Genomic DNA, 12,601 nt, shown 5'->3' on the forward strand with positions numbered 1-12,601 from the left:
GTACACTCATTTCTGTACGGGGAATATTTTTATATTTTACTCTGAGACTATCTGGCCTTCATCGAAGTAGTCTTCGTTTATGACGGTAAATTCATCGATGGTTTCACCTTCTGAGGTGATGGTGGAGAAGGTGATTTGATCTTTGTCTACTTTTGCCTGCATGGAAACAGCGATGTTTTCCATGTTGACGAAGTCGAATTTCTCATCTGCCACTGCATCATAGTGTTTTTTACCGGTAGTACCAGCAACTACATAGACCGTACCGTTCGGGTCTTCTTTGCCGTCCTTTAATTTCTTCGTTCTCCCATACGAATGGTCATGACCAGAGAAGACGATGTCAATTCCTAATTCATCCACAACCGGCGGCAGCTTTTCCTTGATAAGTTCATTTCCGCCAAACGGATTTGTGTAGTAAGGTGGCTTGTGTGTCACAAGGATTTTCCACGGTTTGTCGGAATTTTTCACATCCTCTTTCAACCACTCGAGCTGCTGGTTCAGAGTCTCGGCATCGCTTGTGAAGCCTAATACACTAATATGGATGTTATTGTAGTCAACCGAATACGTTCCGCCTTTGTCAGCTTCCGGTCCATTTTCAGGAGAGTTAAAAATCGACTTCGCTAAATGTCCATCGGCGTCTCCCATGTATTCATGATTTCCTAGCGCTGCGACAAGATCGGTTGAACGAATCTTGCTGTATTCGCTCATGATTCCTAATGTATCATCCCATTGCTCAAATTTCGCCGATTCATCAATCAGGTCCCCGACATGAATCATGAACGCTAAGTCTTTTTTATTTAAATCACCAAGGATTTGATTGAAAAAACTTAAATCAGCAGGGGATTGGGTGTCACCTAAAACAGCAAATTCGAACGTTTGCTTTCTTTTCAACGTGTTGAATTCTTGTAATTCTGTCCAGTTTTCCCCGTCGCCAACACGATATACATATGTAGTACCTTGTTGTAATTTTGTTAAGGTTACTTCATTCACTCGAACGATTCCGTTTTTCGTAATTTCCTGCTCACCAGAGAATACCTGGTTACTAGTGGAACCAGTGACTGTTTCTAGTGAAGTGTCACCTTTCTTCTCATAATCCTTCTTTCTCGCAAATTGAATGACTGCTTTGTCCTTTGCAAGTGGACTCGACATCCATGTGAGGCCTTTTCCTTTATATGGGTCACCTGTTGGTGTTGAAATCACATTTTTGATTTCCTTTGCTGCAGCAAGTGAAGGGTAGGTCTGTGTATTCAATTTAAAGGAATACTTGCCATCTTTTACTGCATACAAAGCAATTTTCTTCACTTCAGTGGTGATTGAATCAACACGAAGAGAACCTTTTTCATCCGTCTTTCCTAGTGGAACAGACTGTTTGCTGCCATCGATGATTGCGAAGACCTCTGCACCACTGATGAATTGGTTATTTTTTACCGTTATAACAGCTGGTTTCCCAATTAAAATAGGTTCTGCGACAATATCGAATGCACCTTTAACTTCCACGCTCGCTGGTTCCATTGAAAAAGTGGAGACAAAACTTGCTTCTTTTGGTGTTCGATAGCTTAAATTAGCTTCTGCAATTTCGTAAGTCAACTTGCTGCCTTCTTGTGTCGTTTCAGGAATTCGGACCTGAATGGTTGCCGCATCTGCTGCAGTGCCTGTTTCACTGCTATTCACAAGCTTCAATGTAAGAATCCCTGTTAGGGCATCATAGCTTGAAGTACTAGAGTTAAACCCACTTGAAAAAGTAACATCATCGACCGGATAGTTGTTGTCGAGCTGTAATTTAATGACAGATTCAGTGATTTCCGCGGGATTCGTCGCTTTCACTACAAGCTCAAACACATCACCGAGCAAGGCTTGCTCTTGTTTATTAGCGATTTCAACCTTTACTGAACCAGTGTTCACGGTAAAATAGGTGGTTTTAATTGCTTGGTTTCCAAATTTATCAGGAACCATGAGCGTTACTTTATGAGTCCCGTCAGCAAATTTAAGTCCGCTTAATGAGACAGAACCATCCATATCGTAAGAAAAATGACCTTCTGTTTTTGAAAAATCCTTTCCATCTATGAAAATACTAATTTTATCCCAGTCGATTCCTGTTTTAAAAGGATCATCTTCATATTCATTTACGTTTGCTCTAATATTGACAACATTTGTAGTGAATTCTTGACCGTCTACGTTGAGCGATTGAATGACAGGAGGATTTAAATCATCGAATTTTTCTCCATATACGGCTCTTATATTATCAATATAGATTGATCCTTTGGTCATTGGACCAGTGATTCCTGATTTCGTAGACATTAGTCGAACTGCTTGTGTCGCATGTAACTTGAATGGACCTGTAAAGCTGGCAGGAATTTCAGCCTCGATGTATTTCCAGCCTGTCCAATCAATACCCGGCTTTTCTCCGGTAAGATTAATGCTCTGATTTTTGCCATTACCATCGACAATCATCATTCGCAGCCAATAGCCTTGTGCTTCCGGCGTTCCATACACCCACATTCCGATGCTGGACGGGCTATCATTAATTGGGGTATTTGTTCCAGGCCCTGCATAAGCTCCAAGGGTGGTACCTGTTTGTGCATTTGTTAAATCAAAATCCATTTTCAATGATTGACTGCCAAACCGAACTGGTGCTGGATATTTTGCTAGACTAAGTGAGACTTTTTCTCCACGGTTAGCGCTTGATGTTTTCCAGGTTCCAAGATCCTTTTCAAAATCAAATAGGACTTCAGGCAGTTTCCCAACGGTCACCTTTATTTGGGCTGACAGAGTAGAATCATTTAAGTGAGCGATAATCGAACCTGAAACATTTTTATCTCCTGTGTGAAGCACACCCAATTCATCAATGGTTCCCATTCCTTCAGGGATTTCAAACGTAATATCTTGTAAACTCCAGTCTATATTTCTTTTTTGAAATTTTGCTAGTAAGTTTAAGTTGGTTTCACTATTTCGAGCGACGGTCAATTCCGATGAGGAAAATGACAGTTCATCAGGCTTGGCTATTTCGATGATGCTTTTGCCAACTTCCGTATTTTGATAGCTCAAGAGAATATGGAATTGACCTGTTTTGCCGTTTGAAGTAAATACTCCATTCTCATCAATGCTGCCGAAGGAGGAATCCGATAACTCCCAAGATAGACCGGAAGCAGGCAGAGCAGCTGAGGCCATTGATTTGTCTCTTCCCTTTGCAGTGAATTGAATCGTAGAGCCAGGGGTATAGGATTGATCATAGGGTTCAATATGTGCAGATTGAAAAACATGATCAGATGGCTCTTTTGTAACAATCAGCCAAGAGTTCGCTACACTACGTTCCGAACGGTCTGATGGTTTGTTGTCTAATTCGAATTGATCACCGCCAAGTTCACGAGTAAGGAAAGTAGAAGAACCGCCGCCGTCAAGGTTTAAGGCATCGACTGCTCCTAAATCAATCATTAACTGCGCCAAATCAGGCATTGAAATACCAGTAGAATACGGTTCTTGTCTTCCGTCAATCACCACAAAAAATACATCACCGTCTGCTTTGATTCCAACAGCGGTCCGCGGCTCTTTATCTGCGCCCGTTTGTGGAGTTTGATAGATTTGTCCACTTTTCACAAGGATGGCATTTCCGCCTAAAGCTTCTTGTAATTGATCTTTCAATACATCATATTCAGCTGAGGAACCAATCACAGCTTCACCTAATTTGGTCATTCCAAAGAATCGCCAGGTCCCATTCTGAGATTTTACAGCTTGTCCGTCTTTATAGACGATCCCATTCGGTTCACCTGTTGCCATATTATAAAAATCTGCGTTTACCGCAGCGACGACATTATGGTTGTCCCCATTTGCAGCTTCTGCTTGCTTCCTAACGGGCTGAAGTCCATAGGAGGTTCCGTCATTCGGAGTACCTGCTTCGATTGAAACACTAGGATTATGTACATCAACATCTACTACAAAACTCTCAATCTTTTTTCCGTCTTTCCCTTCAAAACTATAATGCTTTTCCTTCACACCAGGTGCAAGCTCTGCTTGATACATGTTAATGGGTGTTTGAACAACGGAAGAAGTTAAATCAAATGTACCTAAAGCGGATGTAAAAACTGGTGAAACAATACTACTTGCCAAAGCGAAAGATAGGGTAATAGGTAAAACCCTCTTTTTCCAAAATTGCCTCATAATGCGCCTCCTTTTTTTGTTTGAAAAAACACGTTCATATTATGATATTTAAAGATTGTTAATTTACTATTTATTTAATATTAAGAATTACGCAAAAAATAAAAAATGGGATAAAGGACCTATGGCTGGTTTTGCAAAAAGCAAAATAAAAAGATGTAAGCCCTTAAGTTTAGGCTTACATCTGTGTTTCAATTATTAATTGGTTTAAATCTTCAATCTCTGTCGCTCTATTGCTGTTTTAGGCTTCATGAATCCATTTTAATTGTCTCAAGGGTCATGATAGCAAATTCCTTAAAAGGGGTAACAGGAAGGCCTGCAAAATTTTTAACCCCCAGCTGGGCCGCTTGCAGAGCTTTTTCTATCTCTCCAAGTTCGCGGTGGCATAATGCTTTATAAGAATAACGAACATAATAAAGTGATAAATCAAACGGATGGTGTGTGGTAGTAGATGTTTCTACTGCATCGAAATAAGAAATGGCTTCCGAAAATTGCCTAAGGCCGTAAAGGGCTTTTCCTTTTTCTATTTGATACAAGTCCTCCACCACCTCCTCCATGACAGGGTTGGCTAAATAAGAATCGATAATTGCAAGTGCCTTAGCATACTCCTGTTTTACAGTAATCAGAGACATGACAACGATTAAATCATGAATAAGAATGGAGGGTAAATCCTCCGCAAACTCCCCGTATTGTTTTAGCTTCTGTAAATAAACTTCTAGCTGCTCTTCCTCTTTAAACATGAGTGCCTGCCCCGCGCCAAGTCTGTACAAATCATTAATCCGATAAAAGATTCGGTGTTCTTTTGAAAAAGCAATGGCGCTTTCCATCACATCACCTGCTGTCTTATTGTTACCAATAGCAAAATGTAAAATGGCTTCGTGGTAGTCAAGATCTACGCGTGTCATCGGATCCATGTAGACATGGTTTAGTTCAATGTCTGTTCGTTCCCTTACCAAAATCTCCAATGCCTTTAAATACTCATGTTGAATGAATTTCACCATAGCACGAAAAATCGCTATTTGTGCACGGTTGGCTGTTACATTCATCTTGTCATACATGTTCGCAGCCCGGTCAGCATATTCCTCCCAGCCAGACAACTTTTCTTCGTAGAGACTGCGTGCATAGATATCTAACAGGCGGGACGATTCGTAACCTTGTGTAAGTTTCTCTATATAGGGTTCAATCAGCGTTAATAGTTCCTTGTAGGGAACAGTAAGCTTTTGATTATATAGCTTTTCTGCTTTTTCAAGAATGGCCCTTAACTCCTGTGTGCTGATTTCCTCCAATAAATCGGTTACTTCCACTTCCAGTCTCTCTGCAATATACGCCAAGCTTTCCATCGAAGGCTTCGCTTTATTGTTCTCGATTAAGCTAAGCATCCCCTTCGTCAGCCCTTCTCCTGCAAGTGCTTCAAGCGTCATCTTTTTCTGTTTTCTAATTTTTCGTATTCGGTCTCCCAACATATTTTGGGCACCTCCTCCAAAACTGACATTTGTTTAATTATATTAAACATAACCATGTTTAGGAAGACACAAACCCATTTGTTTAATTTAATTAAACTTTTTCTTGATTTGGAAAATACTTCATGTTATGCTTTGTTTAATTAAATTAAACTTTTCACTGAAAAGAGGAGATAGTATGGATAGCATGATGATGCTAAGAAAAGCAACTTATCATCTTTGGACCTTTACCATTAGCAAATTGATTTCATCCTTTGGCTCACAAGTTTATTCCTTTGCCATTAGTTTTTATATTTTACAAGCAACGGGCTCCGCCAAGAGTTTTGCGCTAAACCTTATTTGTAATGTTCTGCCTCGTACGATTGTTTCGCCATTTGCCGGTTATATCGTTGATAAGTATCCGCGAAAAAGAATTGCCATTATCGCACAAATCGCAACCACCTTAGCCATTGGCGGATTATTAGTCGTTAGTGTCACCACAGGATTATCTTTTCCAGCTATTTACATTACCACCAGTATTGTCGCTCTCACTTCCACGTTCTCCAGCGTAGCATTCACCTCATCCATCACCGGTCTTGTTGACGAAGCAAGAATTCAAAAAGCCATGTCATTAAACCAGATGTCGATTTCCTTTGCAGCCATTGCCTCCCCTGCAGTTGGAGGACTATTGTATGGAGTAATTTCGATGCCGGTGTTCCTCATTTTCTATATGGCAGCTTCGGCCATAGCCATTATTCTCGAAGCGACGATGAATTTCACGTTGTTCTCCGCCCAACAGGCAGGAACCGTTGAGACACCAAAGGAATCCATGTGGCAGGGAATGAAGGCTGGTGTAGCCTATTTGAAATTGCAGCCGCTGTTGATGACCATTATTGGGATTGCCTTATTGGTTAATTTCCTTATGAGTGCTTATCAGGTTGGCTATTCCTATATCCTAATTAAAAAATTAAAAATGGTATCTCAGCATTTTGGTTTTGCAGAAGGCGCCTTTGCCGCAGGTATGCTCCTGCTATCGATTTACCTCTCACTCCGTAAAGAGATAAAATATCCGCTGCTGGCAGCAAAAAAGGGGCTTATATTAACGGGGATCATCATTGGAGGTACCATCTTACCTTTACTCATTGCCATGCCTTACAACCTAATGTTTGGCTTCTACATCCTTCTTGGATTAAGTTTAGGGGCATGCATTATTTTCATCAATACGCCAACCCAAGTGATGATGCAAAAACAAATAGCGGACGAATATAAGGGGCGGGTTTTTTCCATCATTGAAACAGTTGCGATGGCATTGTCTCCATTGGGAATGGTATTGTATGGATTATTATACGATGTCTTTCCCGCCCAATGGGTTCTGCTCCTGTCATCTGGATTATTTATAGCCGTAGTCCTTATTCTTGCAAGACCCTCGGTTATTCGTAAAGTTCATCCCAAACTTGCGGAAGAAAAGGTAGTGAAGAAAAGAGCGGAAGCGTTTTAGATGGATTGGGAGTGTCTATGTGACTGGTTTTCCGGTAATTCTAGAAATTCAGTTATGCAGCCATATCCTCTGGTTAAAATAAAAGTAGAAGGGTGTTATATGAAAAGGATAAGAAAATCAATAAAATTTATCGGAGTAGTTATTTTACTAATACTAATGATAGGACTTTTTTCTCCCACATGGACGCAGCACATAAAAGGTGAGAACAGTATTAGTGTATTGGAACAAGTAGAGATAAATGGAAGTAATCACGAAATGATGATACGCGGCAATGATAAGGATAATCCAGTTATAATGGTTGTACATGGAGGGCCTGGAACTCCAGAAATGCCGTATGCCGATCAATATCAAGACTTATTGGAAACCAATTTTACGGTTGTTCATTACGATCAAAGAGCAAGCGGGAAATCCTATCACTTTTTTGAGGACTATTCTAATCTTTCAACAGATTTATTGGTAAAAGACTTATTAGCGATAACGGATTATATATCAGACCGTTTTGGTCAAGAAAAGGTTATATTGATAGGCCATTCTTTTGGCACTTATATTGCAGCCCAAGCCGCCTATATAGCTCCTGAAAAGTATGAAGCATATGTTGGCATTGGGCAGATGAGTGATATTAGTGAAAGTGAGATTGATAGTTTGAACTACAGTATTGAACAGGCTCAAAAGGCAGGAAATACGGATGATGTTTTATATCTGCAAGGATTGACGGAGAATATCAAAGATGGCGATACAGTTGTCCCACGAAATTATGTTAGTAAATATGGCGGGAGTTCAAGAATGATTGATGACCTCGGTGATGATAACATAAGTGTTTTACTCAGCACTGAGTATAACTTATTAGATGTAATTCGTTATAACGTTGGGATGGGCTATTCTCAAAAGATGTTGTTAAATGACCTATTAGAAAATCCTTTACCTTCTAAAGTAACAGAGCTTGAATTACCATTCTATTTTATCATGGGTAAATATGATTATATGACTTCATCTAATGCGGCAAAAAAATATTTTGATAGGATTAAAGCCGATAAAAAAGAATTTATTGCTTTTGAGCAATCCGCTCATTATCCACAATTTGAAGAAAAGGAAAAATTTCATGAATGGATGTCCGATACTTTTATAAAATAAATATGACTAACCCAGCAGGAATAAAGTTCCAAAATTATAGTAAGTTTGCCCTGATTTATTATTCTGGTAAATAAATAACTTCCTCCCTGAATACGATTAAGTAACCCCAAGAAAGGAGAGTGTGCCATGAGTGTGTTGGATCGCAGTCCTTTTTTATATTTATCCTGTATCATCGCTGGTTTCGCTTTATTAAGAGTACCGCTTACAGGGTTTCTTGCACCGCTAAGTCCGTTAGTGGTTCTCATTGGTGTCTTAGCTATCCTTTTATTCTCTTTGGTTCTTATCATTCATGGGGTGCTGCGTTTAGCAAAAAGAAGATAGTTTTAGAAAGAGAGCGATTTTCCGCTCTCTTTTTCATTAATAGTTAAGTAATTTCTTTTTCTTTTTTTAAAAAAGGAAGTTTTGTTTCTGATACGATGATGGCAACAAGTATGAGGATCGCACCAAGCACCATTTTTGTCGTCATCGCTTCATCTAAAATCGCAACCGAAAATACCATACCCCAGAAGGATTCAGTCGAAAGAATAATTGCAGCCTTCGTTTCTGTGATCATTTTCTGTGCAACAGTTTGTAATAAATACGCAATCGTTGTGGAAAAGACACCGAGATATACAATTGAGAATACACCTTCTTTTTGAAAAGCAAAAGAGGTTTCTCCTTTGAAAAGAACAACAATGATTCCGATAGCTGCAGCGGTAATCATTTGGATAAGTGTCAATAGGACAGGATCCGAATCTTTTACATATTTGGCCGTATAGAATATATGAAAGGCAAATCCAAAAGCGCAGCCTAGTGTCAGTAAATCCCCGATATTAACCCCAGCGGAAAGCTTCAGTGATAATAACCCAACACCCAGCATTGCTAAAACGGCGCCCATTAGTTCATACATATCGATTTTTCGCTTATACATAACAAATGCGATAAACGGAACAATCACGACATTCACAGCCGTTAAGAAGGCATTTTTGGAAGGAGTCGTATATTGAAGTCCCACGGTTTGAAGTGCGAAGGCTACATATAAAAAGACTCCAATAATAGCACCTTGGATCAAGGTGGCTTTATTAATATTTTTCAATCTTTTATGAAAGATCACGCTTAAAATGATGGCACCAATCATAAATCTTATCGCCAAAATTTGATAAGGGGTAAAATGGTCCAAAGCTATCGCACTGGCAACAAATCCACTTCCCCATATGATCGCAGTAACCGTAAGGGCCAATTCTCCCATATATTTTTGCATGTAATCACGTCCCAGTTACACCTGTAGTCAATAGGATTATTATAGTTATAGTTTTACGAATGGTAAATACTTTCATTGTTTGTTTTATAAAAACTAACTATCAACATATACTTTTTTAAAATTTTAAAATATCAATTTACCTAAAAATAAAAATTATTTTAATAAAACAGTTGACATATATATCTATTAGGAGTAAATTAATACACATATTAAAAAACGAATATATTATGAAACACCTTCTTATCAAGAGAGGTTGAGGGACTGGCCCTATGACACCTCGGCAGCAGATCCAATTGGATACTGTGCCAAATCCAGCAAGTATGACTTGATAGATAAGAAGAGGCCTGATGAATTTATCAATTCGCCCTCTTCTATTTCTAGAAGAGGGTTTTATTTTTAACTGAATAATAATTTTTCTTATCAAGAGAGGTTGAGGGACTGGCCCTATGACACCTCGGCAGCGGAACCTATATGGTGACTGTGCCAAATCCAGCAAGTGTGACTTGATAGATAAGAAGAGCTGCTAGCTTTGCTTTGCATTGGCATGCCCTCTTCTTATTTCCAAGAAGAGGGTTTTTTATATTCTAACAAAGGAGAGGTAAACCATGATCGAATTTCAAAATCTTCAAAAGGTTTATGAAAGTGGCGGCCAGCAGGTTGCTGCGTTGAATGGAATTGATTTGAAAATAAATAAGGGCGAGATTTTCGGAGTGATCGGATTCAGCGGTGCAGGTAAAAGCTCTCTGATCCGCTGTGTAAACCTATTAGAGCGTCCCACATCCGGTAAGGTTATTGTTGATGGTCATGACCTCACCTCTCTATCCGTGAAAGAAGTTCGTGTGATTAAGAAAAATATCGGGATGATCTTTCAGCATTTTAATCTATTAAACTCAAAAACAGTTTTTGCAAACGTGGCAATGCCACTCACGCTAGCCAAACTTCCTAAGGAGGCGATTAAAAAACGCGTTCAGGAATTACTAGAATTTGTTGGATTAGCTGACAAAGCCGACAATTATCCAGACCAGCTTTCAGGAGGACAAAAGCAGCGTGTCGGAATCGCCAGAGCATTGGCAACTCAGCCATCGATCCTGCTCTGTGATGAGGCAACCTCTGCTCTTGATCCGCAAACAACCAGCTCAATCTTGCAGTTGCTGAAGAAGGTCAATAAAGAGTACAACATTACGATTTTAATTATTACGCACGAGATGGCAGTGATTAGAGAAATCTGTGACCGAGTTGCTGTAATCGAAGCTGGGAAAATCATTGAAGAAGGCTCAGTGTTTGATGTCTTTTCTGCACCGAAAACACCGACAGCAAAGAATTTTGTCAGCACGGTCATGAATGACCAGCTGCCTGATTCCATAAAGGAAATTATCCAAAAGCACGATGGAATGCAGAGAGTTTTCCGAATTAATTTTGTCGGCAGTACGGCAGGTCAGCCATTATTATCAGAACTGGCTAAACAGTTTGATATTCATATCAATGTCTTGTTCGGCAATATTACCGAACTTCAAGGAACTCCATTCGGAAACCTAATTGTTGAGTTTATCGGTTCTGACAAAGAAGTCATCCGTGCGTTAACGTATATCAACCAGAAGAATATCAGCATAAAGGAAGTGGCAGCACATGCTAGTTAATTCAGAGCAAATCATTTCAGCCTTAATTGAAACCGTTCAAATGGTAGCCTTCTCGCTCTTGTTCTCTACTATTCTTGGTTTGCCGCTGGGGATTTTACTAGTGGTAACACGGAAAGGCCATCTGCTTCAAAATTTGCCGTTCTTTACCGTCTTGAATGGAATCATAAATATTTTCCGTTCTGTACCGTTCATTATTTTACTAGTAGCGATGATTCCAGTCACAAGGCTGATTGTCGGTACATCGATTGGAACAGCGGCAGCAGTAGTCCCGCTTGTATTCTATTGCGGTCCCTATATTGCAAGATTGGTAGAAAATTCATTGTTAGAAGTGGATCCAGGCGTCATTGAAGCAGCAGAGGCAATGGGGGCAACGCCAGGGCAAATCATTTTCAAATTTCTCATTCCTGAAGCACTTAGTTCACTTGTTTTAGCCCTTACGATTGCCACCATCGGTTTAGTAGGAGCCTCGGCGATGGCGGGTGCTGTCGGAGGCGGCGGGATTGGAGATTTAGCCATTACTTATGGCTACCAGCGTTTTGACACCGTCACAATGATTATTACCGTATTAATTCTGATTGTAATGGTTCAAGGCCTGCAGTCATTAGGAAATATAGCAGCAAAAAAAATCAGACGAAGATAACTTAGGAGGAAATCAACATGAAAAAACTTATACTATCAATTATTGTACTTGCATTGGTTATCATTGGCGCAGGCTGCGCTGAAAAATCAACAGAAGGAAAAGAATCAAAAACCGTTAAACTTGGAGTTAGCGGAACCGATACACGTATTTGGGATTTTGTAGCGAAAAAGGCTGAAAAAGAAGGAATCAATATCGAAATCGTTCCATTCTCCGATTACGTTGCTCCGAATACAGCTCTAGCCGAAGGCGAACTGGATCTAAATTCATTCCAAACCGTTGCTTATTTTGATGTTTTTATTAAAGAACACAAACTGGACCTAGTGCCTATCGCGACAACTGTTCTTGCACCAATGGGAATTTACTCTGAAAAATACAAAGATGTGAAAGACATTCCGGATGGAGCAAAGATTGCCCTTCCAAACGATGCGTCCAATCAAGGCCGTGCATTACTACTTCTTCAAGAAGCTGGGCTCATCAAATTACCTAAAGATTTTGATGCAAATGGTGATCTTAATCAAATTAAAGATAACCCGAAAAAAATTGAATTTATCCCAATGGTACCAGCACAAACACCAAGAGCATTGCCAGACGTTGCCGCTTCTTTAATCAATAATGGAATTGCGAACGATGCAGGTCTTAGCCCATTAGAAGATGCGGTTTTCCATGAAAGTGAAACAGCAACACCTTACCTTAATATCATTGCGGTCCAAGGGAAAGACAAAGACAACAAAACATATAAGAGAATAGCAGAACTTTACCAATCTGAAGATACAGCAGAATTTATTAACCAAGAGTACAAAGGCAATATGATCCCAACATTCGTACCATTAAACAACATAGGATGGTAATTTTCATGGAGGTTTTTGC

At 39.7% G+C, this 12,601-nt stretch carries 9 protein-coding genes and 2 riboswitches; of the genes, 6 read left to right on the forward strand and 3 right to left on the reverse strand.

All coding sequences use genetic code 11. The features are described 5' to 3' along the window. Positions 1 to 36: 36 nt before the first annotated feature. A complete protein-coding gene (locus AC2TFD_RS26125) occupies positions 37 to 4,152 on the reverse strand; it encodes a phosphodiester glycosidase family protein (protein WP_484674219.1) in 4,116 nt (1,371 codons plus the stop codon). A gap of 245 nt (positions 4,153 to 4,397) precedes the next feature. Continuing rightward, the gene (locus AC2TFD_RS26130) at positions 4,398 to 5,612 is read right to left on the reverse strand and encodes a helix-turn-helix domain-containing protein (protein ID WP_335568806.1); all 1,215 of its coding nucleotides are present in this window, start codon (positions 5,610 to 5,612) and stop codon (positions 4,398 to 4,400) included. 175 nt (positions 5,613 to 5,787) lie between these two features. Between AC2TFD_RS26130 and AC2TFD_RS26135 the strand changes: the two genes are divergently transcribed. The 3 genes from AC2TFD_RS26135 to AC2TFD_RS26145 all read left to right on the forward strand — a co-directional run bounded on the left by AC2TFD_RS26135 (position 5,788) and on the right by AC2TFD_RS26145 (position 8,538). After that, a complete protein-coding gene (locus tag AC2TFD_RS26135) occupies positions 5,788 to 7,086 on the forward strand; it encodes an MFS transporter (RefSeq protein ID WP_484674220.1) in 1,299 nt (432 codons plus the stop codon). Positions 7,087 to 7,185: 99 nt separating this feature from the next. Beyond that, positions 7,186 to 8,217, forward strand: coding sequence for an alpha/beta hydrolase (locus AC2TFD_RS26140; protein ID WP_484674221.1), 1,032 nt, complete (start codon positions 7,186 to 7,188; stop codon positions 8,215 to 8,217). Positions 8,218 to 8,343: 126 nt separating this feature from the next. Beyond that, a complete protein-coding gene (locus AC2TFD_RS26145) occupies positions 8,344 to 8,538 on the forward strand; it encodes a hypothetical protein (protein ID WP_335568803.1) in 195 nt (64 codons plus the stop codon). A 43-nt stretch (positions 8,539 to 8,581) separates the two neighbouring features. Here AC2TFD_RS26145 and AC2TFD_RS26150 read toward each other — a convergent pair whose 3' ends face one another. Beyond that, on the reverse strand, positions 8,582 to 9,457 hold the full coding sequence (locus AC2TFD_RS26150; RefSeq protein WP_484674222.1) for a DMT family transporter: 876 nt from the start codon (positions 9,455 to 9,457) through the stop codon (positions 8,582 to 8,584). Between the two features lie 237 nt (positions 9,458 to 9,694). Further along, positions 9,695 to 9,796: riboswitch (SAM riboswitch) on the forward strand. Positions 9,797 to 9,871: 75 nt separating this feature from the next. Next, positions 9,872 to 9,974, forward strand: a riboswitch (SAM riboswitch). An 88-nt stretch (positions 9,975 to 10,062) separates the two neighbouring features. Between AC2TFD_RS26150 and AC2TFD_RS26155 the strand changes: the two genes are divergently transcribed. Genes AC2TFD_RS26155 through AC2TFD_RS26165 form a run of 3 tightly spaced genes read left to right on the forward strand, consistent with a single transcriptional unit; the run spans position 10,063 to position 12,582 of the window. Continuing rightward, complete coding sequence (locus AC2TFD_RS26155; RefSeq protein WP_484674223.1) at positions 10,063 to 11,094, forward strand: methionine ABC transporter ATP-binding protein; 1,032 nt, start codon at positions 10,063 to 10,065, stop codon at positions 11,092 to 11,094. Continuing rightward, positions 11,084 to 11,734, forward strand: a complete 651-nt coding sequence (locus AC2TFD_RS26160; RefSeq protein WP_335520188.1) for a methionine ABC transporter permease — start codon at positions 11,084 to 11,086, stop codon at positions 11,732 to 11,734. Before AC2TFD_RS26155 ends, AC2TFD_RS26160 begins: the two co-directional genes overlap by 11 nt. A 17-nt stretch (positions 11,735 to 11,751) precedes the next feature. After that, positions 11,752 to 12,582, forward strand: coding sequence for a MetQ/NlpA family ABC transporter substrate-binding protein (locus tag AC2TFD_RS26165; protein ID WP_484674224.1), 831 nt, complete (start codon positions 11,752 to 11,754; stop codon positions 12,580 to 12,582). Positions 12,583 to 12,601 lie beyond the last annotated feature (19 nt).

Source organism: Neobacillus sp. plas4, assembly GCF_057221695.1.